The sequence below is a fragment of the Actinoplanes couchii genome (genome assembly GCF_016862075.1).
GTDB lineage: Bacteria > Actinomycetota > Actinomycetes > Mycobacteriales > Micromonosporaceae > Actinoplanes > Actinoplanes couchii.
Genome location: NZ_BOMG01000078.1, coordinates 57,268 through 79,967, shown reverse-complemented (window position 1 = coordinate 79,967; position 22,700 = coordinate 57,268). Strand labels below are relative to the sequence as shown.

Here is a 22,700-nt window from a genome sequence, read left to right as displayed (position 1 = left end):
ACGGGCCGGCGGGCTGGCGGGCCGCGGTCTTGTCAGAGGCCGGCGCGGTTGAGGATCTCCTCCATCGTCGGGAGTGGCAGTGACGGTGACGCGGCAGCGGCTGTCGCCACGTGCCCGGCGTCGTCCTCGAGGAGGGTGAGCAGGACCTCGACCGGCAACCGGGGATGCCCGGCGACCACCTGGCGCACGCTCGGGTCGGTGTCGGCGGCCAGGGCGGTCAGCACCGGGACCGGGAGATCAGGATCGGTCACGGCGAGATCGCGGATCCGCGGGTTCGGGTCGGTCGCGAAGTGGCGCAACGACTCCGGCGGGAACGGGTAGCTGTCGGCGGGCCGCCACCGAACCTTGCGGCGCCTGCTGGACCACTCCCGCTCGATCTGCTCAGCGGTGGCCGGTTCGACCAGGTGCGGGGCGTGGGACAGCACCGTTCGCCGGACGTCGAGATCCTCATCGTCCAACAGGGTCCGGACGGCCTCCGGCGGAAGGGTGTCGGCGGCGCGCGCGGCGGCCACTCGAAACCCGATGTACCGGGAGGTGACGTGCGGCAGCGGATCCGCGGTCACCCACGGCAGCGAGCCCAGCCGCAGCTCGTCGATGGCCATGTTGTCCTCGATGACCTGTTCCAGCAGATCATCCTCCAGGTCACTGCTCACCAGGTCGACGGGGTTCGCCGCCCGCCGCTCGACGAACTCGTGGATCGCCCACCGCAGGTGCGCCGGCAAATCCTCCCGGCCGAAGAGCACAACCTGGACGGCCGCGCTGGAATCCACAGCCAGAAGGTCCCTGGCCGCGGGCGGCAGAGTCGGATGCCGGGCGAGCTCCCGCCGCACCTGATAGTCCGGATCAGCAACCAGCCCCGCGACAAGGCCCGGCTCCGCGGTCGGCCGCACGGGACGACCCCGACCCGCACCCGGCTGCGCGGCATGGGCCGGGTCTGCGGTCGGCCGCGCCGGGTGGGCCGGGTGGGGCGGCGGGGTCAGGACTGCGTGGCGGGCGGCTCCGGCTCGGGTGAGCGGGTCGGCGAGGAGGGCCGGGACCAGGTCGGCGGGTGGTGTCGGGTGGGGCAGGAACCGGAAGTAGGTGGAGCAGGCCGCGGCCCGCACCTCCGGCGACGGGTCGGTGAGCAACTTTCGCCGGATCTGTTCCGGCGCCCCGTTCCAGTACTGTGCGAGCGTCGCCCGGATCTTCGGATCGGGATCGTCGGCCAACCGAGCCCGGATGTCCTCCGGCACCCGGCCGTTCTGGGCCAGATACTCCTTGACTGATTTGCCCGAGTCGCCCGCCAGCAGCTCGAAGAGTTCCCTCGGCCCGTGCTCGGACCGGAGCGCGAGTGCCGCCCGCACGCTCGGATCCCCCAGCCGGGCGAGTCGCAGCTTCACCTCGCCCGACATGGCCTGGTTGAGCGCCAGGGTGTGAAGAATACGGTGGTCACCGGTGGTGATGATCTCCTCGACGGTCACGGCGCTGAGGTCGTCCCGCCCGGCGATCCCGCCGGACCCGCCCCGCCATCGGATGAGCCGCCGCACCAGGGTCTCCGGCAGCGCCGGGTTCTTCACCAGCCCGTCCACCAGCGCGTTGATCAACATGTGGCGACCCACGAGTCGGGGCCGGTCTCCCGCCAGGTCAGGTCGCCGGTGAATCCCCAGGTCCGGCGCAGATGGTCGAGCATGTCCCGCCGGACAGCCGCGACGTGCTCGCCAGAGGCAGGAGCAGGATCCCGTGCGACGGACTCGGCGTGGTGGTCGGGAGCGCCGGGCGGCGGGACGGGCTTGGCGCGGCGGGTCACGTGGCCTCCCCCAGCAGAGACGTGATGACGACGGCCCGTGCACCTGGATCGAGGACAATCGACCGATGAGGATCGAGCCGTTCCATCACCGGGTGCCGGACTCCCATCTCGCTGAGCTTAGACAGCGGATCCACAACGCCCGCTGGCCGGAGGCCTCCCCCGTGGCCGGCTGGGGGCAGGGGATTCCGGTGCAGACGGTGCGGGAGCTCTGCGCCTACTGGGTGGACGGCTACGACTGGCGGGAGGCTGAGCGGCAACTCGACGCCGTCGGGCAGTTCCGGGCCGATGTGGACGGTCTCGGCATTCATTTTCTGCATGCCCGGTCGCCGGAACCGGGTGCGTTTCCGCTGATCCTCACGCACGGCTGGCCCGGGTCGGTGCTGGAACTGGCGGGACTGGCGAAACCGCTGACCGACGCCGGGTTCGACGTGGTGATCCCGTCTCTGCCCGGTTACGGGTTCAGTGACAAGCCGTTCGAGCCGGGCTGGGGTATCGAGCGGATCGCCGGCACCTGGGCGAAGCTGATGGCGGGCCTGGGCTACCGGCGCTACGGGGCGGCCGGCAGCGACTGGGGCACCAGCATCTCCAGCTGTCTGGCCGCCCGGCATCCGGAGCAGGTCGCCGGCATCCACCTGATCCCACCGCTGGCCGGTCCGGCGCCCGACGACGTCCTGACCGATTCCGAACAGGCCGCCCGGGACGAGGCGCACCGGCGTGGCCGGAACGAGTCGGGCTACTCGGAGATGCACCGGACCGCGCCGCAGACGATCGGGTACGCGCTGCTGGACTCCCCCACCGGCCTGTGCGCGTGGATGGCCGAGAAACTGCTGTCCTGGGGTGACGGCCTGACCCGGGACCAGGTGCTGGACCAGGTGACGCTGTACTGGCTGACCGGCACGGCGGCCTCCTCGGCCCGTCTCTACGCGGAGAGCATCGAGCGGGTCGGCGCGTGGATCGACGGCCGGGACGTGACTCCGGTGAACGTACCGGCAGGGGCTTCGATCTTCGCTCGGGAATCGCCCCGCCCGTCCCGGCGGTGGGCGGCGCGCCGTTATCCGGACATCCGTTTCTGGGCCGAACACGATCGCGGCGGCCATTTCCCCGCCCTGGAGGTCCCGGAATTGTTGATCGGCGACCTGTGCGCGTTCTTCAGCGAAATCCGGTGAGCGATCCGGCGACCCGTTCCCGATTCTCGGTCCACCAGCGCAGCAGGGCCGAGGAGCTGCGGAACAGGTGGTCACAGCCGCTGTCGCCCTGGTCGTAGTGCCGGCGCAGAAAATACGTGTCCGTGGCGTATTCCCACCAGCGGCGGTGGGCGGCGTCCCGCAACGCCTCGCCGGAGATGGCGACCCGGCTGCGATATCCGGCGCTGAAAGCCGACACCCGGTCGAGATCGAGACCTTCCCGGGACAAAAAGACGATTGCGGCCGTACGGATGACCTCCCGCCCGTAGGGTCGCGCGGCGAGCCGGTCCCAGTCGAGGATCCCGGTCACGTCCGATCCGGTGAAGAGCAGGTTGAGCGGGGTCAGATCGCCGTGTGTCCAGCCGATCGGGTCCTCGGCTCCCGGTTCCGGCCGCAGGTGTGCGATCGACGGCAGCAGCCGGAGCCGCCGCCCGATCTCGGCGCGGGCGAACCTGTCGAACGCGGTGTCCCCGGTGGCGGCCGCGAGCCGTTCGAACTCGGTGATCGTGTCCGAAACCGACCGCGCCGGCGGCAGTGTGGACGGTCCAGCGACGGGAAGCGCCTCGCGCAGCACGGTGTGGACCAGGCCGACGACCCGCCCGAGTTCGTGACACGCGGACAGGCTGAGGCCGGTGCCGTGGACGTGCTCACCGGGCAGCCACGGGGCGATCGTGTACCAGTCGCCGTCCAGTTCGGTCAGACCGAACGGCACCGCGACCGGGATGCCGTGCGCCGCCAGCACCGGTAGGACCTGCTGCTGACGGCGGACCGCATCCGGGCCGGCGTCCCGCAACCGCTTGACGGCGTAGTCCCCGGACGCGGTCGTCCAGCGCCAGTTCTGGTTCATCAGGCCGAGGGTGATCGGCGCGCAGGCGAGCGCGGGTGCGACGTCGAACCTGGCCGACAGCGCGCCGATCACATCCGGGGTCAGAGCTTGATGCGCTGCCCGGGGAAGATCTGGCTCGGGCTGTCGAGAATGCTCTTGTTCAATGCGAAGAGCGTACGCCAACCGCCATTGATCTTGTGCTTCTTGGCGATCGAGGCGAGGGTGTCCCCGGAGCGGACCACGTAGGTCTTGGCGGTGGACGGTTTCGAGGCCGACGGCTTCTTCGCCGTGACCTTCTTGTAGACGCCCTTCTTCTTGCCGCACGTCGGCCACGGGCTGAGACCGCGCTTCGCGTGGATCTTGTTCGCGATGGTGATCTGCTCGGCCTTGCTGGCCTTGTCGGCGGTGGAGGCGTACTTGCCGCCGCCGTTGGACTTCCACGTGCTGCGGCTGAACTGCAGGCCGCCGTAGTACCCGTTGCCGGTGTTGATGTTCCAGCGGCCGCCGGACTCGCACTTGGCGACGACGTCCCAGTTGACCTGCCGGGCCGCCGCGCTCGCCGGGGAGGCGCCGCTCAGGACGATGCCGGCTCCGGTGATTCCCGCCGTGACCATGGTCAGGGCAAGGCGCACTCGTCTACTACCGATCCGAGACATGGGGGATCCTCCACGCCTACGAGGTGAGCTGTCGGGTTCGGGACGATCAATCCCGGCCGTGTCACACACACGGCTTCACCCCAAGGCGCAAGATTCCACGCGCCGTAAAAAGTGGTTCCCCCGCTCCTGCCGTCAGGTTTCGTTCCGTGACCGGCGGCAGGACTCGGCGGTCCGATCACGGTGCCCGCAACGCGGGACTGGCCGACGGTAACCACGTCGATGGGCCCGGCTCCAACAAAACAGGGGTGAATAGTGACGTTCTTAACAGAATTTGCCCGATTTGATCTTCTTGGCGCGACGATATTCCGGTTATTCCTCTTTGGAGAGGTACGGCATATTACTGGCCGCTTCCGACCAGCTCGTAGTTCCGCTTCTTCGCCTCCCGGCGGTTGAACAGCCACACGATCACCGCGGCGAATCCGAGCAGCACCGGGAAGTCCACCGCGGCCATCTGCCAGGGCATGTCCGCCGCGGTCTCGTCGATCGTCAACTGCCCGAACGCCGCCGCGATCACACTGCTCAACAGGTTGTTCATCACGTGCAGGGTGATCGCCGCCTCCAGACCGCCGGTCCGCACCGTCAGCCAGCCGGCAATCGTGCCGAAAACGGCGAGGTCGAAGAAGCCGAACGGTGTACCCCAGCCGTGCAATGCGGCGAAGACCAGAGCCTGGAAGACGATCGGCACCCACGGGCGGCGCATCACCGAGCCGACCGCCTGCAGCAGCCAGCCCCGGCACATGTACTCCTCGGCCGCCGCCTGGAACGGCACCACCAGGAGCAGGACCGCCGTCGCGGTGAGGAACGGGCCCCATCCGGCGAGCGGCTCGTCGAGTTCGGCGTCGACTCCCGTCAGTGCGGACAGCACCACGCCACCGGCCAGGAAGATCGTGATGGCGGCCGCCGCGACCGGCAGGCACGTCAGCAGCCACCGCCAGCGGATCCGGCCCTCGATCGAGGAGAGGCTGCCGGCCGGGCGGTCCTGGGTCAGCCGGGCGACCAGCATGATCACCGGCAGCAGGGCGCCGATCGCGAGGAACCCGATCGCGAGTTCGCCGAGCGGGCCGAAACTGGCCGTGCCGTCCGGACCGTCCGGCTGACCGGTGGCCGCGGCGACCGCCACGTAGGCGAGATAGGAGCCGAGCATGACGACGGCACCGAGCACGAGCAGGACGACGGTACCGAGGATCGGCCGCCACCACCGGTGGGACGGGGTGCGGGCGAGGTGGTGGTACTGGGTTCCGGGCGATGTCGTCATCAACATGCCCTGAAGTCTCGTCAACACCGGCGCCCGGCGGATCCGGCCACGGCCGGATCCTCGTCCCTACCCAGCGGTATAGGCGTGCGCCGGATCATTCCGGGACGGCAGAATCCGGGGCATGGAACCACCCGAGATGATCAACGCCGGCGCCCTGGTCCTCAAGCGCTGGGAACTGGCCTGGGCCGAGGAGCTGACCGCCGCGGTCCGGGAGTCGCTGCCCGAGCTGAAACCGTTCCTGCCGTGGGCGGCCGACGACTACGAGCTGGCGAGCGCCCGCGCCTACCTGGCCGATTCCGACCAGCGGTGGGAGAAGGGCACCGACTTCCAGTACGCGGTCTTCACCACGATCGGCGACCTGATCGGCAGCATCGGCCTGCACACCCGGCGGGGCCCGGACACCATGGAGATCGGTTACTGGCTGCGCACCCCGTTCGCCGGCCGGGGCCACACGACCGCCGCGGTGCGCACGCTGACCCGGGTCGTGTCGGCACTTCCCGGCATCACCAAGGTGGCGATCGTGCACGACGTCCGCAACCTCGCGTCCGGCCGGGTCGCCGAGAAGGCCGGGTTCACCGAGGCCGCCCGCCGGGTCACCGAGGCCGGCGACACCGAGATCATCCGGGAGCGACCGGCCGGGGACTGTTGATCGTTTCGTATCATCGGACCCCGATGGCAACGAAGCGCAAGAACCGCAATCGACGTGTCGAGCCCGCACCACCGCCGGTCCGGACCGGGGAGCCGGTGCACTGGTGGTTCGCGGGCCTCGGCGGGGTGCTCCTGGCGGCCCTGATCGGATTCGGTCTGGGGTCATCGTCCACGGCCGCCGGTGACGCACTCGCCGCCGCGGCCTGCTGGGTGACCGGATGCCACGACGGCGGCCTGGCCGTCGTCGGCTGGATGCTGGTCATGCTCACTCTGGTGTTCGGGCTGGGCGCCGGATTCTCGTTCCGGCACTGTGGCATCCGCGGCCGGATCGTCCTGCTGGTGCTGGGGACGGCCACCCTCACGGTCGTGTTCCTGCTGGCGCCCGACCCGCGGACCCGGATGACCGGTGACGGCTCGACCGAGCTCAGCTCCGGGATGCTGTGGGGAATCGGCACGCTCGCGGTGGGCGGCGTGTTGCTGCTGCTCGGCATGTTCATCGCCCGGGTGGTCGGCTCCGGATCCGGCATCGTTCCGGGGCTGCTGGTGTTCGCCACCCTCGTGCTGGGCGGTATCTTCACCTACGTCGACAACCACGACGACAGCGCCGACGCGGTGATCATGACGACGCACATCTTCCCCGAGGTCACCATGCGTCTCCAGGGCGACGACCTGACCCGGGTCTCGGCCACCGATCTGCAGGGCTGCGCGGGCCGGTACCAGGGGTGCGAGCACACCGCCGAGTTCCAGTACACGACCACCGACAGCGACGCGGTCGTCGACCTGGAGATCATCTGGTTCCCGAGCGCCGTCGACACCTGGAACGCCTGGGACTCGCAGCGGACGGTGAACCGATCGGCCGACGGCACCTCCCTACGGGTCTCCGACCAGATGCACGAGCACCTGATGATCTCCACCGTCCGGCATGCCGACGGCCGGGTCATCGCCGCCGCGGACGAGAAGTGGCTGCGCTGGCCCGCCGCCCAGCTCCACCAGGAGGTCAAGGAACGGCACCACTACAAGCGGGTGCCCTCGCTGAAGATCTCCGAGACGGCGGCACCGCTGCACCCCTGATCCCGGATCACCGGACGACCACCACGCCGCGGGCCGGCAGGAGGTCGTCCGGCACTCCGGGCAGCGACGACAGGTCGACCGGCTGATCGGTGCGGTTGATCAGGAAGCGGGCCCGGCCACGGACCGCCAGCTCCACCCGGCCCCGCAGCTCGGGCGGCAGTTCGCTGTCGACACCCGCCGCGGGCAGGAGGTCGTCGAGGACCGGGGCCAGGCCGGCCGGGCCCAGACGGGTGGAGACGTAGGACGCCGAGCCCTCCCCCACCGCACGCCGGGTGACGGCCGGGCCGCCGTGGTCGTACGTGGCGAGGACCTTGACGGCCGGGTCGGTCACGTCGACACGCTCCGACCACAGGGTGCCGGACGTGCCGTTGGTCAGCGGGGCGGTCACCCCGTCGAGCAGCGGGGTGAACTCCTCGACCCGGATGCCGAGCAGATCCCGCAGCGCGCCCGGGTAACCGCCGAGCCACGCGTGGTCGTTCTCGTCCACGATGCCGGAGAAGTAGGTGGTGGCCAGGTGACCGCCTGATCCGACGTACGACCGCAACCGCTCTTGCAGTGGAACCGGGACCACGTGCAGGATCGGGGCCACGACCAGGCGATATCCGCTCAGATCGGCGGTGATCGGGACGACGTCGGCGCGGATGCCCCGGTCGAGCAGCGCGGTGTACCAGTCCAGCGCCTCCCGGCGGTAGCGCAGCCGGTCGGTCGGGTGCGAATCCAGCTCGGCGGCCCACCACGACTCGTAGTCGATCACCACGGCCACCTGCGCCGGCGTACGAGCAATCCCGGCGATGTCCGAAAGTGACCGCAACCGCGCGCCGAGATCGGTGACCGCCCGGAAGAGCGCGCTGTCGGTCCCGGCGTGCGGCAGCATCGCCGAGTGGTACTTCTCGGCACCCGCCTTCGACGCGCGCCACTGGAAGAAACACACGCCGTCGGCACCGTGGGCGACGTGGGTGAGCGAATCCCGCTCCAGCTCGCCGGGCAGTTTCGGGATGTTGACCGGCTGCCAGTTGACCGCGCTCGTCGAGTGCTCCATCAGGAACCAGGGCCGCCCGGCGATCAGGTTGCCGGTCAGGTTGGCCGAGAACGACAGCTCGTCACGGGACTGCGGGCCGGGCCGGGTGTAGTGATCATTGGCGACGAAGTCGACCTCGGCCGCCCAGTCCGGGTAGTTCATCCCGTTGATGTCCCCGGCGACCATGAAATTCGTGGTCACCGGGACGTCCGGGGTGAGTTCCCGCAGAATCCGGCGCTCGGCCAGGTAGTAGTCCTTCAGCGCGTCCGACGAGAACCGCTGGAAGTCGAGCTGCTGGGTCGGGTTGACCGGCCCGTTGGCGAACCGCGGCGGCAGGAGCTGGTCCCAGTCGCTGTAGTTCTGCGACCAGAACGCGGTCCCCCACGCGCTGTTCAAGGTGTCCAGATCGCGGTACCGCTTCCGCAGCCAGATCCGGAACGCGCGCGCCGCGTCGTCGGAGTAGTCGTGGACGTTGTGGCAGCCCAGCTCGTTGTTGACGTGCCAGGCGGTGACGGCCGGATGCCCCTGGTACCTGGTGGCGATCTTGCGGACCAGTCGCAGCGCGTGATCGCGGAAGACCGGCGACGTGGGCCGCCAATGCTGGCGCGCGCCCGGCCACACCGTGCGGCCGTCCACGTCGACCGGCAGGATCTCCGGATGCTTCGTGGTCAGCCACGGTGGCGGCGACGCGGTCGGAGTAGCCAGGTCGACCAGGATGCCGTTGGCGTGCAGCAGCTCGATGATGTCGTCGAGCCAGCCGAAGTCGTACCGGCCCTCGTCGGGTTCCAGCCGCACCCACGAGAAGATCCCCAGCGAGACGACGGTGACGCCGGCCTCACGCATGGCCCGCACATCCTCCGCCCACACCTCGCGCGGCCACTGCTCGGGGTTGTAGTCGGCGCCGAATTCGATCCGCGGCTCCGCATCGGCCTTCTTCAACCACTTCGGAGCCTGCTGCGGTACGCGTAACGCGCTCGCGAAGAACCCCAGCGAGACGTCGACCGGCTCGGGCTCCTCCAGCGGCCGGTTGAAGTGGCCGTGTGTCGAACCGCGGGCCAGCAGCGACTCGACCTCGACACCGACCTCGCGCAGCTGTCGTTCCAGCAGCTCACCGGAGGGGCGCAGGTCGTCGTGCTCGGAGAGGACGATGTGCACCGGAGGGAGGCCGTCGAGGCGGGCCGCGCCGGGCAGGGCGTCCGGCGGGAGGTCGCTGATCCGGCCCACGTAGTTGCGGACCATGTCCTCGATCTCCTCCTGGTGGCGCCCCAGCCCCAGAGTCGGCACCGGGAAGTGCGCGAACGGGTAGGCCAGGAGGATCAGATCCGGGATCCTTCCTCCCCGGGCCCCGCTTCCTTCCTCGGCCCCGCCTTCTTCCCGGGCCTCGCTTCCTTCCCGGGCCTCGCTTTCGTCCTCGGCCTTGCTCTCGTCCCGGGCCTCGCTTTCGTCCTCGGCCTTGCTCTCGTCCCGGGCCTTGCATTCTTTTCGGGCCTCGGTTTCGTCCCGGGACCTCAGTGCGCTGGCCAGGGCCAGGGCCGCGCCTGCGCTCGCGCCGCCGATCGCCTTGCGGGACGGCAGGTCGTCGCGGGCGGTGACCCACTCCCAGACGGCGTGCACGTCGTCGATCGGGATCGGGTAGCGCACGCCGTCGACGGCCAGGCGGTAGCCGACCGAGAAGACGATCGCGTTCGCCCGGCGGGCCAGCTCGGCGCCGACATGATCCGATTCGGGCATGCCGAGGGCGCCGTGCCGGAAGCCGCCGCCGTGGGCCCAGACGAGGACCGCTCCGGGTTCCTTCCCGGCTTCTTTCCCGGGTCCTGCGCCCGGCTGTGCGCCCGGCTCTCGCTCGGGCTCGAAGACACGGACCGGGATCGCTCCGTGCGGACCGGTCACCTCAAGATCGGAATGCATAATCCGCACCTCGCCTAATGAAACGTATTAAGCCACCCTAGACAGGGGTTGTCGGGGCGGGCAAGCGCTTTCCTCAGGCGAATCCGCCGTTGCTCATCAGCAGCTGCCCATTGATCCACTGCCCCTTCTCGGAGCAGAGGAACTCGACCAGGTTCGCGGTGTCCTGTGGTGTGCCGAGCCGCTGCAGAGGCGTCGCCGCCAGGCAGTCGTCCCGGACCTGGTCGGTCATCCAGCCGGTGTCGATCGGACCGGGATTGATCACGTTGGAGGTGATGCCGAGGTGGGCCAGCTCGTGAGCGGCCGCTCTGGTGATCCGGTCCAGGGCGCCCTTGCTCGCCCCATAGGGCAGGTTCCCCACCGTGTGATCACTGGTCAGGGCGATGACCCGGCCGGTGCCGTGGGCGCCCTTGAACCGTAGCCCGTGCTCCCGGATCAACAGCCAGGAGGCGCGGGCGTTGACCGCGAAATGCCTGTCGAAACTCTCCACGCCGGTGTCGAACAGCCCCGAGTCGACCGATTCGGCGTGGCTCATGACCAGCGCGGTGACCGGCCCGAGCCGTTCCTCCACCTGATCGAAGATCGCCGCCGGTGCCGCCGGATCGGTGAGGTCCGCCTCGACCGCCAGCCCACGCCCCGCGAACGACTTCACGATCGCCTCGGGCGCGCCGGTGTCCGGTCCCCAGGTCATCCGCTCGTCATAACCACCCCAGTAGGTGATCGCCACATCCCACCCGGAGGCGGCCAGCCGAGCCGCGATACCGGCCCCGATCCCCACGGTCCGCCCCACACCGGTCACCAGTGCCACCGGTCTGTTGTTCGTCACGTCTTGGTCCCCGTTCATCGCTTGCCGCTTTCCGGCCTCTCTCTGCTGGCCGGACTTCCCTTTCCCGGTAGGCTTCCCGCCTGCCCTTTCCCGGCAAGCTTCCCGCCTGCCCTTTCCCGGCGGGCCTCTCGTCCGCCCTTTCCCGGCGGGCCTCCCGTCGCCCTTTCCCGGCGGGCTTCCCGTCCGCAGACGGGCCTTCCTTTGCCGGCAGGTTTCCCGTCCGCAGGCAGGCCTGCCCTCCCGACAGGTTGCCTGTCCTCAGGTGGGCCTGCCCTTCCGGCAGGTTCCCCTTCCCCGGCCTTCGCCCTGCCTGGGCACAGTAGAGGGTTCGGGCTCGATGATCCGCGTATTTCCCGCGCCTGACGGTTCCCCGTCAAGGGTGGCGGGCTGTGCACTCCGGGCACAGGATCCGGTCCGGCTGGCGGGCCTGCACCAATACCCACAGGTCACCCGTAGGCATCACCATGTCCGCGTCGGGCGAGACGCACGGCGGTCTCGTCCCGCCCTCCGGGACCGCGTGCACGATCTGCCGCTGGTCCTCCGGGACGACGATCGTGAGATTGCTGTAGTCGTCCGCGGGCGGCCCGCCGTCCACGCTGACCACCCGGGTCGGGTTCTCGATCTCGTACCAGGCCGTCAGATCGGGCTTCTCGATCGCTCGGGCCGCCCGGTCCGGTGTCACCAGGGACGTGTTCAACCAGAGCCCGTCGCCGGTGGCCTTCGCCCGGTCGACACCCGGCCGGTACATCTCGACCACCGACCAGTCGATGCCGGGTTCCGCCTCCCGGACGGCGTCCGCCTCCGCCCCGTCCTCGCAGCACCGGACCGGCACGTCCGTCCCGTACCTGGGGTTCAGTTCCCGGAGCGCCTCGGCCACGGCCTCCACCTGATCCCCGTACAGAATGATGCCCTCGCTCATCCCTCCATTGTGCGCAAGAGGTGCGGCGGCCGGGCATCGAGTTCGGCGAGGCGGATGAACACCGGTCGAGCTTGCCGTCCCGGTCGAGGCGGCAGGCCGGCTCCCGCACTGGTGGGTCGGCTCTCCGGCTCGCGGGCGTCGTCGCTGAAGGTACGCCGGGCGAAGCGACCCGCCTCGGTGCGACCCGGACAGCCCAGCAGGGTCTCCTGGACCCCGCATCCCGTTCACCTTTCGGAGAGCCACTCGACCATGGAGACGGTGAACGTTCACCTTTCGGAGAGCCACTCGGCCATGGCGCCGGCGACCGTTTACCTGCCGGAGAGCCACTCGGCCATGGTGCCGGCGACCGTTCACCTACCGGAGAGCCACTCGGTCCTGGTGCCGGCGACCGTTCACCTACCGGAGAGCCACTCGGCCATGGTGTCGGTGACGGTTCGGCGGAGTTTGCGGCCGAGGCGGGTTCCGGGCATTCCCAGGTAGCCGTGTACCGCGCCGGGCTCCACGTGCAGGCCGGTCGGGACGCCGGCTCGCATCAGCCGCCGGGCGTAGTCGACGTTCTCGTCCAGGAACAGGTCGAGTGTTCCGGTGGCCACGAACGCCCGCGGCAGACCGGACAGGTCGGTGGCCCGGGCCGGCGCCGCGTAGGCGGGGATCGCCGGATCGCCGGGGGGCCAGTCCGGGCCGAGCACCGACCGCCAGCCGAAGGCGTTCTGCTCCGGCGTCCAGACGTAACGGCCGGTCCACGGGTCGGCGGGTCGCAGCACGGTCCGGTCGTCGAGCATGGGATAGATCAACATCTGCCCGAGTACGGGAACGTGGTCCTGATCTCGGTTGATCAACGCGAGGGCGGCGGCGAGACCGGCTCCGGCACTGTTGCCACCGATCAACAGTTGACTGGAATCAACATCGTCAACATGTCGATGCATCCAGTCAAGTACGTCACGGCAGTCGTTCAGCGCCGCCGGATAGGGGTTCTCCGGGGCGAGCCGGTAGTCGGGCGACACGATCACCGCGCCGAGCCGGTGCGCCATCTCCTCGAGGAAGTCCTGCCCGTGCTCCGGCAGCCCGCCGACATATCCGCCCCCATGGATCCACAACAGTCCCGGCAGCCGCCGCCCACCGCTCCCAGCCGGCCGAACCACAAGTTTCCGCAGATCACGACACACCTCAACCGGCAGACCAGTAACCGCCCCACCACCCCCGGCGGCACCACCCCCGGCAGGACCCCGCATGGCAGGACCACGCATGGCAGGACCACGCATGGCAGCAAGACCACCCGCACCGAGCGGCAGGCGAGGCCCGGGATCCATGGCCAAGGCCAGCTCGTCATCAAGCAACTCCCGAACCCCACCGCCCGCAGAACCAACAACGCCCAGGCCACACCGTTCAGCGGCGGAGGAGGCGGGACGTTCAGCGGCGAGCGAGGGCGGGCGTCTGGAGAAGGGTGACGGTGGGTGCTCGGCGGCGGGTGAGGCGGGGCCTTCAGCGAGGGCCGGGGCCGAATAATCGGCGGCCGGTATGGGCGGGCACTCGGCGGATGCAAGGCCTGGACGGCCGGTGGAGGGCGGGGTTGGGTGCTCGGCGGCGGGCGAGGCTGGATGCACGGCAGCCAGTGAAGGCGGGCACTCGGCGGACACAAGGCCTGGACGGCCGGTGGAGGACAAGGCTGGGTGCTCGGCGGCGGGCGAGGCTGGATGCACGGCAGCCGGTGAAGGCGGGTGCTCGGCGGACGCGAGGCCCGGACGGCCGGTGGAGGGCGGGGCTGGGTGTTCGGTGGGGGTCATGCGATTCGGGCCAAGTGGTCCAGGTGGATTTGGCCCTGTAGGGGGTCGCCTCGTAGGAAGCGGGCTATCTCGGCGGTGGCGAATTCTCCCAGTCTCTGCACCTCTCGGCCCTCGGCTCCGGCCAGGTGTGGCGTCAGGAAGACGTTGTCGAGGGTCAGCAGTGGGTGGCCGGTGGGCAGCGGCTCCGGATCGGTCACGTCCAGCAGTGCGGTGATCCGGCCGGCGGTGCAGGCCTCCACCAGGGCTTCGGTGTCCACCAGGGAACCCCGGGCGGTGTTGATCAGGACCGCTCCGGGTGGCATCAGGGCCAGACGCCGGGCGTCGATCAGGTGGTGGGTCTCGGGTAGGGCCGGGGCGTGCAGGCTGATCAGGTCGCTGCGGGCGCAGAGGTCGTCGACATCGGTCAGCACGGCGCCGAGGGCGTTCGCCTCGTCCATGTTGACGTATGGATCGGCCAGCAACACGTTGACGTCAAGATGATGCAGACGTTCCAGGACCAGCCGGCCGACCCGGGACGCGCCGATGATGCCGACCGTCGAGCCGAGCAGGCCCGGGCCGCCGCCGGGCGGGAAACCGCCTCCGGTGTAGGCGCGGGAACGCCGGAAGGTCTGCTTGGCGCCGAGGAACAGGGCGGCCATCGTGTACTCGGCGACCGGCAGCGCGTTGGCCTGCGCGGCCGACGTGACGACGATGCCGCGCTCGAAGACGACCGGATCGATCAGGCGTTTCACCGTCCCGGCGGCGTGCACGACGATCCGCAGCCCGGGCGCGGCATCAAGAAACGCGGCATCGATGCGAGGCGCTCCCCACCCCGTGATCAGCACCTCGGCCCGAGCGAGAGCTTGGGCGTGAGCTTGGGCGAACGGCTCAGCGGCGGGCGCGGCGTGAGCCTGGACGAGAGAACGGGAAGGTGGTTGACCGTGCCCCCGCGCAGAAGGCTGAGAAACGGAGGGCTGAGAAGCAGAAGGCTGAGTAGGGGAAGGCTGAGGAAGAGCCTGGTGGGGGGCGGATGCGTCCGGTTGCAGGTGGACCAGGTGGTGGAGACGGGCCAGGACGGGGGCGGGGAACGCTTCCCGGCGTGCCCGGGCGGAGAGAGCGAAGACCGCTACGGGTCGTTGGGGCACGGTGGCACCTCCAGATGTTTAAACGTTTTCTAGCACAACCCACCCCAACTTCCCAGGTACGACGATGCAAGCGCGCCGACACTCTTGACCGTCGATTGAAAGCGTTTTATCGTCGGCACCACCTTGTTACCGCGAGGTTACGATCACGAAAGGTGACGCCGGATGGTGATGACGCAGGCTCCGCCGGAAGCCACCGCGCAGACCGGGCCACCGAAACCGGCGAAACGCCGGCACGTCAACCGGACGCTCTATCTGCTCCTGCTCCCGGGACTGCTGTACTTCCTGGTCTTCCACTACGGAGCACTGTTCGGCAACGTCCTCGCCTTCCAGGACTGGATCCCGTTCCTCGGGGTGCGGGGCAGCGCCTGGGTGGGGTTCGCCCACTTCGAGCGGATGTTCACCGATCCGCTGTTCTGGAGCGCGGTCGGCAACACCGTACTCATCGCGATCCTGCAGTTGGTCTTCTTCTTCCCGGCCCCGCTCGCGCTGGCGTTGTTGCTGCACAGCATCGTCGGCGGCACGGTCCGCAAGTTCGTGCAGAGCGTCGTCTACCTGCCGCACTTCCTGTCCTGGGTGATCGTGGTGGCGCTGTTCCAGCACATGCTCGGCGGCGCCGGGGTGGTGAACGGCTGGCTGGCCGATCTCGGTGTCGGCGGCATCCAGGTGATCGGCAACCCGGATCTCTACAAACCGCTTGTCGTCGCGCAGGTGATCTGGAAGGAGTGCGGCTGGGCCACGATCATCTTCCTGGCCGCGCTGGCCAACGTGGACGAGCAGATGTACGAGGCCGCCGCGATCGACGGCGCGTCCTGGTGGCGGCGGTTGTGGCACGTCACGCTGCCGGCCATCCGCCCGATCATCATCCTGCTGCTGGTGCTGCGGCTGGGTGAGTTCCTGTCGATCGGGTTCGAACAGTTCTTCCTGCAACGGCAGTCGGTCGGCGCCGAGGCGGGCGAGGTGCTGGACACGTTCGTCTACTACACCGGCTTCGCGTCCGGCGACTTCGGTTACGCGGCGGCGGTCGGCCTGTTCAAGGGCGTGATCGGGGTCGCTCTCATCTATTCGGCCAACAAGGTCGCGCACCGTCTCGGCGAGCAGGGGGTCTACAAGTCATGAGTGGATACCCCGCCTGGCAGGGCCGGCCCACACTCGGGGTCCGGATCGTCAAGGGTGTGGCGCTGGCGTTCATCGTCGCGCTGGTGCTGTTCCCGTTGTGGGCGGTGGTGGCGACGAGCCTGGCCGACCCGCAGCAGGTGATCGACAACGGCGGCTGGGTGATCTGGCCGGAGCGGCTGTCGTTCGAGGCTTACTCGGAGATCCTGGCCGGTGGCATCGTCAGCCGGGCGCTGCTGGTCAGCGGCGGCATCACCGTGGTCGGCACGGCGTTGAGCCTGGTCTGCACGATCGGCCTGGCCTATGCCCTGTCCCGGCCCCGGCTGTACGGCGGGAAACCGCTGCTGTTGCTGGTCCTGTTCACGTTCCTGTTCCCGCCGGGGATGGTGCCGCTGTTCCTGGTCGTCCACGAGACCGGCCTGTTCGACTCGTACGCCGCGCTGATCCTGCCGTTCTTGATCAATGTGTTCAACCTGGTGGTGATGCGCGGCTTCTTCCAGTCGATCCCGGAGGAGCTGTTCGAGGCGGCCCGGCTGGACGGCGCCGGTGAGTGGGCGATGCTGCGCCGGATCGTGCTGCCGCTGTCCAAAGCGGTCATGGCGGTGGTCGGCCTGTTCTACGCGGTCGCCTACTGGAACCGTTTCTTCGAGGCGATCATCTACTTCAACGACCAGACCAAATGGCCCATCGGTACGGTCCTTCGCCAGTACGTGACCGGCGGTGCGGCCCTGGCCGAGTTCGGTGAGGCGGGCACCGCGTCGCCCCAGTCGGTGCAGATGGCCGTCGTCGTACTGGCCACGCTTCCGATCGTCATCGTCTATCCGTTCCTGCAGCGCTATTTCGTGAAGGGCGTGCTCACCGGAGCCCTCAAAGCCTGAAAGAGCCGGAGCCCTCAAAGCCTGAAAGAGGTCGTCGACATATGAAGCGTCGTTCATTGATCAAGATCGCCGGCGCAGCGGGCGCCGCCGCGACCGTCCCGGCCCTGGGCGCGTGCAGCGGAGGCGGCCCGGGCACCGGCAACGTCGGCAACGCCGGCAAGGATCTGGTCCCCTGGCCCACCTACGTCCCGTTCGCCGGCCCGCAGCCGGACGCGCCCGGCGACGACACCGTCGGTGTCCAGCCGCTGTACCTGAACTACCCGGCCGAGCTGAAGCAGGCGGTGGCCGAGTCGCCCGGTGACGGCTCCGAGGTGACCGCGATGGTCATCACCTACGAGGCGCCGCCGAAACCGCTGGAACAGAACAGTTTCTGGCAGGAGATCAACAAGGCGCTCAACATCAAGCTGAACGTGGTCGTGGTCCCCGACCCCGAGTACGCGCAGAAGATGACGACGCTGATGGCCAGCAGCGGCGATCTGCCGGACATCGTGATGTTCAACAACCTGAACCTGCCGCGCCGGGCCGAGTTCATCCAGCAGGGCTTCGCCGACCTGTCCGACCTGATCGGCGGGGACGCGGTCAAGGAGTACCCGGGCATCGCAAACATCCCGACGTATGCCTGGCAGAGCATGGGACGGATCGGCGGCCGGATCTACGGCGTGCCGCTGGAGCGCCCATTGCCGGCGAACAGCCTGTTCGTCAACCGCACCCGTCTGAACGAGGTGAAGGCGCCGGTCGACTGGAACCACGACCAGTTCCTGTCCGCGATGCGCGACCTCAGCTCGGCCCGTCGTTGGGGCACCGGCTGGTACAAGACGCTGTTCACCGGGCTGGGCGGGATCACGTACCACGCCGGGGCGAACGGCGCGCCGAACGGGTGGTCGTTGCAGGGCGGCGCGTTCACGCACACCGTCACCACGCCGCAGTTCGAGCAGGCGCTGACCGTGATGCGCGAGCTGACCAGCGCGGCCACCCACTACCCGGACAGTCTGACCGCCAGCTCCACCGACATGCAGAACAACTTCTACAACCAGACGGTCGCCAGCCTGCCCAACGGGTTCGGCGCGCTGGCCCTGCCGAACCTGCAGAAGATCGGCGGTAAGTTCGCGCTGGAGCTGGCCCGGCCGTACACCGCGCAGGCGACCCCGTGGCGCGGCGGCGGCAACTTCGGGTTCGCCGCGTTCAAGAAGGCGTCGCCGGAGCGGATCAAGATGCTGCTCCGGATCGTCAACCACCTCAGCTCGCCGTTCGGCACGACGGAGTACGAGCTGATCAACTACGGGATCGAGGGCAAGCACTTCACCAAGGCCGACGGCGTCATCACCACCGCTGATCTGTACAAGACGGAGAACAGCTCGATCCTGCCGATCCGCTACATCGGCACCGCGCCGACCGTGCTGCATCTGCCCGGTTACCCGGACGTGGCGAAGGCCGCCCACGAGTGGGAGAAGGCGGTGATGCCGAACAGCGTCGCCAACCCGGCGACCGGGCTCCAGTCGGCGACCAACTCGGCCAAGGGCGCCCAGCTCGATCAGATCCTCGGCGACGGCATCGCGGCGATCACCTTCGGCCGGGAACCGGTGTCGTCGTGGAAGGACACCGTCAGCCGTTGGAAGTCGTCCGGAGGCGATCAGCTGGCTGAAGAATTCGCGAAAGAGCACCAGGCCGCCTAAGTTGGGCCGGTGCTCGTACTCCGCAGGGTCCTTTCCTCGATCTTGACATTGATCGCGCTCGCCGGGGCGTTCCGATTGCTCGCCCCGGCGACCGCGACAGATCAGGATCAAGAGCCGCCTGGCGTACGACAGCAACTCGCGTTTTTGAAGGAGAGAATCGAATCGGGGGCGGATGTCGACGCGCAGTCGTTGTTTCCCGAGGGCTACTACTTCCTCAACGTACTCTATGGCCTGACCTGGGTCGATCTCGGCAATCGTGGCGTCGAGCCGGAGCGGGCCGCCGACGAGGCCGCGTGGGCGCTGTCCCGGCTGGAGTCGCCGGAGGCGCAGGCGCCGTTCGATCCGTCGGCCGTCCCGGCGTTCGGTGTCTTCTACGCCGGCTGGACCAACCGGTTGCGCGCCGGCCTGCTCACCCTGCGCGACGATCCGGGCCAGCGCACCAAGTTGCTGGCCGACTCGGCGATCCTGGCGGCGGCGTTCGACGCGTCGCCGACCCCGTTCCTGACCGCCTACCCGGGGCAGGCCTGGCCGTGTGACTCGGCCGTGGCGATCTCGTCGCTGAAACTCGCCGACACGGTGACCGGCGGATCGAAGTTCGCGCCGACCGTGGCCCGCTGGGTGCAGCGCTCGCAGAGTCTGCTCGACCCGGCGACCGGGCTGCTCCCGCACTTCGTGGACGCCGCCACCGGCGCGATGGTCGACGGGTCGCGCGGCACCTCGCAGGCGATCATCCAGCGGTTCCTGCCGGAGATCGACCCGGTGTTCGCCCGCGAGCAGTACCTGACGTTCCGCGAGAAGTTCCTGGACCGGCCGTTCTGGCTGGGCCCGGCGATCCGCGAGTACCCGCACGGCGCCGACGGTGAGGGCGACGTCGACTCCGGGCCGCTGATCCACGGCATCAGCCTGTCCACCACCGTCGTCGCGCTCGGCGCCGCCCAGGCCCAGGGCGACACGTCGCTGGCCGGGGCGCTGGCGAACTTCGGCGAGTTCGCCGGGCTCCCGGTCTCCGGATTCGACACCAAGCGATACGCGTTCGGTCTGGTCCCGATCGGTGACGCCTTCCTCGCCTGGTCGAAAACGGCCATCCCGGCCGGCGGCGACGGCCCCGAGCCGGTGCTCTCCGGCTGGTGGCGGACACCCCTGCTGGCGGTGCTGCTGCTGATCGGGTTCGGGCCGTGGATCCCGGCTATCCGCAGGTCAGCGCGGGCGCGCCAGCGGGCGGACCGAGTCGCGGACGACGATGTGCGTGCCTAGCATGACGTGCCCGGCACCGGCACTCTCCCGTTCCAGGACCATCCGGGCGGCGGTCCGGCCCAGCTCCTCGTGGGGCACGTGCACCGTCGTCAGCCCGATGTCCTCGGCCGGCGGCAGATCGTCGTACCCGATCATCGAGATGTCGTCCGGAACCCGCAGCCCCGACTCCCGCAGCGCCTTCAGCGCACCCGCCGCGACCTGGTCGTTCGCGGCGAAGACGGCGGTGAAGTCGGGCGGGCCGGACTGCAGCCGCTTCTTGATCAGGCGGTAGCCCTCGGCGCGTTCCCAGGTGCCCTGCACCTCCAGGCCCGGATCGTGCTCCACCCCGAACGCCGCGAGAGCCTCGCGGTAACCGGCGATCCGGCCCTCCGACGTGGTGTAACCGACCCGATGGCCCAGGTAGAGAATGCGCTGGTGACCGGCGGACAGCAGGTGGCTGGTGGCCGCGCGGGCGCCGCCGGTGTTGTCGAACTCGACGTTCACCGACGGGACGTCCGGGCCCAGCGACGGGCGGCCGCACAACACCAGCTGCGAACCGGCGGCGGCCAGCGCCGACGCGTACTCCGCCATCCGGGTCTTGTAACCGTCGTCGTCGACCACGTTGCCGACCAGGATCACCGCGTCCGCGCCCTCCTCCCGCATCAGCCGCACGGTGGCCAGCTCGCGGGCCGCGTCGCCGCCGGTGATGCCGATCAGGCAGAGCCGGTCGTGGCGGGCCGCCTCCGCCTGCACACCCTGCGCCACGTGCGCGTAATAGGGGGAGATGACCGAGTTCAGCACTATCGCGATGGTCTTGCTGGTGGCGCCGGACAGGGCCCGCGCGTGCGGGTTCGCCACGTAGTCCAGCTCGCGGACCGCCTTCATCACCTTGCTGCGGGTGGCCGGCGCCGGTGGATAGGTGCCACCGAGCACGCGGGAGACGGTGGCTATCGACACGCCGGCCCGGGCCGCTACGTCGCGGATGGTGACCCTGCGGGGGGCCTGTGACATGACGGATCTCCGATCGGACGGTCGGGGCAGTTTATGCGGTCGCGCGGAAGAGGCGGACCACACCGGTGTAGCGGTGGGTTCCGCCGGGGTGGATCGCCTCCAGGTACGGGGTGGCGGAGAACTCGCCGAACGCGTCCGTTCCCCGGTCGTGCCGGACCTTCGCGGTGGTGAAACCCTCCCTGGACTCGATCGAGCTGGTCAGGCCGTCGGGGCGGGTTGTTGTCGCCTTTTCGCCGGTCACCGCGGTGTCGGGTCTGCTGTCTCCGGCTATCGCGTAGCCACCGGCTCGGACCACGCTGCCCGACGGGGCGGTGACCTCGTGGGTGCGTACTTCCGCGGCGCCTTCGATCCTGGTTGTGGTGATCACGTGGACGGGGCCGTCGGTGTAGGCGGAAGTGTCGGTGGTGATGCGCTGGATGTGGTGGCGGGACGAGCCGTCGATGGTGATCTGGTTGTCGACGGCGTCGGGGGTGAACTGGGGGGAGGTGTGGGTGCTGTACGCCAGGCGTACATAAAGGGGGTCTGGTTCGGGGGATTTGGCCGCCCGGTCACTGCCGTGGTTGAGGAGGCGGATCACGCCGTCGGTCCTGGTGCCGACGATTCGCCAGCCCGGGCCCCTCAGTTGGCGGTCGACGTCGTGCAGTTCGATCTCGGCGGGTTCCTCGGTGGCCGTCCATACCGGGTGTGTCTCGGGCAGTAGCAGTCCCAGGAACGCCTTCGAAGCCCAGTACGGGGAGGCCGGGCCGGAGTAGGACTGGATCATCGGGGGGAACGGGTGGTGCCAGCCTCGGGTCAGCAGGGCGCCCGGTTCTCGTTCGATGAAGTTCTTCAGAACTCCGGACGCCAGCCGCCGGATGCGTCCCGGGGGCAGATCGTCGCCGAACCAGAGCGGGGCGACGGTGGCGAACCGGTAGGTCAGCGAGCGGCCCTGAAAGACGGGGCTGCCGTTCGGGGCGAAAAAATGCTGGTGGTCGTCGAGAAAATCATTCAGGCGGCTTTGGTACGGGTTGGGGGCGCCTGTCATTCGGCTTTGCAGGAGGGGGTAGAGGTGTAGGGCGTAGGCGTTGTAGTAGTCGAAGTTCTGGCCCGAGCCGTCGCTGTACCACCCGTCCCCCGCATACCAATCATCCAGCCTGGACAAAACGGACGTCTCGTTCTGGGCCTCCTTTGCCGGCCCTGCCCGCGTCACCGTCTCCAGGAATGTTTCGACGATGAGTCGGAAGAGGATCCAGTTGCTGTCCGGGGTTCGCCGCCCCCTGATGCCGCCCAGCCAGTCCGTCACCCGCTGTTGTTCGTCATCGCTGAGCCGGTCGAAGAGCAGGTCACGGGTCTCGTGCAGCGCGATGGCGATGCTGGCGGCTTCGACGATCTGCTGAGACATGTCGGTGATGTCGTCCCAGGCGAAGGGATGCCCAGGGGTGGTCCCGTTGACAAGCCCTTCGGCGTAGCGATCCAGGTGGGTCTTGGTGCAGGCAGCAAGCAGAAACGTCCGGGCAAACCCTTCCAGCCCATCACTACCCACCCCGTTACGACTGGCCACTCCGGGAAGCCGATATTGAGCCCAGCCAGGAGAGGCCCACCCTTCAACCCCGGCAAGAAGATGCTCCCCAACAGCTTCCCAGTGCCCCCGCCCCCACCCGGTAACCGGCGAATGCCCACGATCCTCAGGCGGAAGCAGCAGAGTCATAGTTAAACCGTATCCCTCTACTTCAAGATGCCCAGACACAAAATTCGATGCCCTAGATCTTAAAACGCTTTACGCCTGGAATCCACCTCCCCACCCACACCCC

19 protein-coding genes and 1 riboswitch are annotated in these 22,700 nt (G+C 69.0%); of the genes, 7 read left to right on the top strand and 12 right to left on the bottom strand.

The window, feature by feature from the left end; all coding sequences use genetic code 11:
- Window positions 1-32 precede the first annotated feature (32 nt).
- Together Aco03nite_RS31655 and Aco03nite_RS31650 are read right to left on the bottom strand one after the other, a co-directional pair.
- Complete coding sequence (locus Aco03nite_RS31655; RefSeq protein WP_203801380.1) at window positions 33-1,586, bottom strand: hypothetical protein; 1,554 nt, start codon at window positions 1,584-1,586, stop codon at window positions 33-35.
- Window positions 1,580-1,786, bottom strand: coding sequence for a hypothetical protein (locus tag Aco03nite_RS31650; RefSeq protein ID WP_203801377.1), 207 nt, complete (start codon window positions 1,784-1,786; stop codon window positions 1,580-1,582). The genes Aco03nite_RS31655 and Aco03nite_RS31650 overlap by 7 nt, the downstream gene beginning before the upstream one ends.
- 65 nt (window positions 1,787-1,851) lie before the next feature.
- Between Aco03nite_RS31650 and Aco03nite_RS31645 the strand changes: the two genes are divergently transcribed.
- Complete coding sequence (locus Aco03nite_RS31645) at window positions 1,852-2,952, top strand: epoxide hydrolase family protein (RefSeq protein ID WP_203801375.1); 1,101 nt, start codon at window positions 1,852-1,854, stop codon at window positions 2,950-2,952.
- Here the strand turns inward: Aco03nite_RS31645 and Aco03nite_RS31640 are convergent.
- From Aco03nite_RS31640 to Aco03nite_RS31630, 3 genes are all read right to left on the bottom strand, one after another.
- The gene (locus Aco03nite_RS31640; protein ID WP_203801374.1) at window positions 2,936-3,889 is read right to left on the bottom strand and encodes a phosphotransferase; all 954 of its coding nucleotides are present in this window, start codon (window positions 3,887-3,889) and stop codon (window positions 2,936-2,938) included. The genes Aco03nite_RS31645 and Aco03nite_RS31640 overlap by 17 nt on opposite strands.
- Before the next feature lie 8 nt (window positions 3,890-3,897).
- Window positions 3,898-4,452, bottom strand: coding sequence for a LysM peptidoglycan-binding domain-containing protein (locus Aco03nite_RS31635; RefSeq protein ID WP_203801373.1), 555 nt, complete (start codon window positions 4,450-4,452; stop codon window positions 3,898-3,900).
- A gap of 6 nt (window positions 4,453-4,458) precedes the next feature.
- A riboswitch (cyclic di-AMP (ydaO/yuaA leader) is annotated at window positions 4,459-4,621 on the bottom strand.
- A gap of 168 nt (window positions 4,622-4,789) precedes the next feature.
- The gene (locus tag Aco03nite_RS31630; protein ID WP_203801372.1) at window positions 4,790-5,713 is read right to left on the bottom strand and encodes a CPBP family intramembrane glutamic endopeptidase; all 924 of its coding nucleotides are present in this window, start codon (window positions 5,711-5,713) and stop codon (window positions 4,790-4,792) included.
- 115 nt (window positions 5,714-5,828) lie between these two features.
- Between Aco03nite_RS31630 and Aco03nite_RS31625 the strand changes: the two genes are divergently transcribed.
- Complete coding sequence (locus tag Aco03nite_RS31625) at window positions 5,829-6,356, top strand: GNAT family N-acetyltransferase (protein ID WP_203801371.1); 528 nt, start codon at window positions 5,829-5,831, stop codon at window positions 6,354-6,356.
- Window positions 6,357-6,379: 23 nt separating this feature from the next.
- Window positions 6,380-7,426 (top strand): hypothetical protein, encoded by a 1,047-nt coding sequence (locus Aco03nite_RS31620; RefSeq protein WP_203801370.1) that lies wholly within the window; start codon window positions 6,380-6,382, stop codon window positions 7,424-7,426.
- Between the two features lie 7 nt (window positions 7,427-7,433).
- On the opposite strand, the gene Aco03nite_RS31615 is transcribed toward Aco03nite_RS31620, so the two are convergent.
- From Aco03nite_RS31615 to Aco03nite_RS31595, 5 genes are all read right to left on the bottom strand, one after another.
- Window positions 7,434-10,352, bottom strand: coding sequence for a beta-galactosidase (locus tag Aco03nite_RS31615; protein WP_203801369.1), 2,919 nt, complete (start codon window positions 10,350-10,352; stop codon window positions 7,434-7,436).
- Between the two features lie 73 nt (window positions 10,353-10,425).
- Window positions 10,426-11,175, bottom strand: coding sequence for an SDR family oxidoreductase (locus Aco03nite_RS31610; protein WP_239145603.1), 750 nt, complete (start codon window positions 11,173-11,175; stop codon window positions 10,426-10,428).
- Window positions 11,176-11,548: 373 nt separating this feature from the next.
- Window positions 11,549-12,094 carry a hypothetical protein gene (locus Aco03nite_RS31605; RefSeq protein WP_203801364.1) on the bottom strand — a complete coding sequence of 182 codons (546 nt, stop codon included), beginning with the start codon at window positions 12,092-12,094 and terminating at the stop codon, window positions 11,549-11,551.
- Window positions 12,095-12,486: 392 nt separating this feature from the next.
- A complete protein-coding gene (locus Aco03nite_RS31600) occupies window positions 12,487-13,326 on the bottom strand; it encodes an alpha/beta hydrolase (RefSeq protein WP_307837662.1) in 840 nt (279 codons plus the stop codon).
- A 548-nt stretch (window positions 13,327-13,874) separates the two neighbouring features.
- Window positions 13,875-14,903, bottom strand: coding sequence for a hydroxyacid dehydrogenase (locus Aco03nite_RS31595; protein ID WP_373872647.1), 1,029 nt, complete (start codon window positions 14,901-14,903; stop codon window positions 13,875-13,877).
- 261 nt (window positions 14,904-15,164) lie between these two features.
- On the opposite strand from Aco03nite_RS31595, the gene Aco03nite_RS31590 reads away from it, so the two are divergent.
- The 4 genes from Aco03nite_RS31590 (at window position 15,165) to Aco03nite_RS31575 (ending at window position 19,920) form a co-directional block, all read left to right on the top strand.
- Window positions 15,165-16,118: an ABC transporter permease gene (locus Aco03nite_RS31590; protein ID WP_203801358.1), complete on the top strand. Its 954-nt coding sequence runs from the start codon at window positions 15,165-15,167 to the stop codon at window positions 16,116-16,118.
- The gene (locus Aco03nite_RS31585) at window positions 16,115-16,993 is read left to right on the top strand and encodes a carbohydrate ABC transporter permease (protein ID WP_203801357.1); all 879 of its coding nucleotides are present in this window, start codon (window positions 16,115-16,117) and stop codon (window positions 16,991-16,993) included. Before Aco03nite_RS31590 ends, Aco03nite_RS31585 begins: the two co-directional genes overlap by 4 nt.
- A gap of 41 nt (window positions 16,994-17,034) precedes the next feature.
- The gene (locus tag Aco03nite_RS31580) at window positions 17,035-18,666 is read left to right on the top strand and encodes an extracellular solute-binding protein (protein ID WP_203801411.1); all 1,632 of its coding nucleotides are present in this window, start codon (window positions 17,035-17,037) and stop codon (window positions 18,664-18,666) included.
- A gap of 144 nt (window positions 18,667-18,810) precedes the next feature.
- A complete protein-coding gene (locus tag Aco03nite_RS31575; protein ID WP_203801356.1) occupies window positions 18,811-19,920 on the top strand; it encodes a hypothetical protein in 1,110 nt (369 codons plus the stop codon).
- On the opposite strand, the gene Aco03nite_RS31570 is transcribed toward Aco03nite_RS31575, so the two are convergent.
- Entirely contained in the window at window positions 19,864-20,910 is a 1,047-nt protein-coding gene (locus tag Aco03nite_RS31570; protein ID WP_203801355.1) for a LacI family DNA-binding transcriptional regulator, read from the bottom strand. The two genes, Aco03nite_RS31575 and Aco03nite_RS31570, sit on opposite strands and share 57 nt — an antisense overlap.
- A gap of 31 nt (window positions 20,911-20,941) precedes the next feature.
- Complete coding sequence (locus Aco03nite_RS31565) at window positions 20,942-22,597, bottom strand: DUF2264 domain-containing protein (RefSeq protein ID WP_239145606.1); 1,656 nt, start codon at window positions 22,595-22,597, stop codon at window positions 20,942-20,944.
- Window positions 22,598-22,700: the final 103 nt, after the last annotated feature.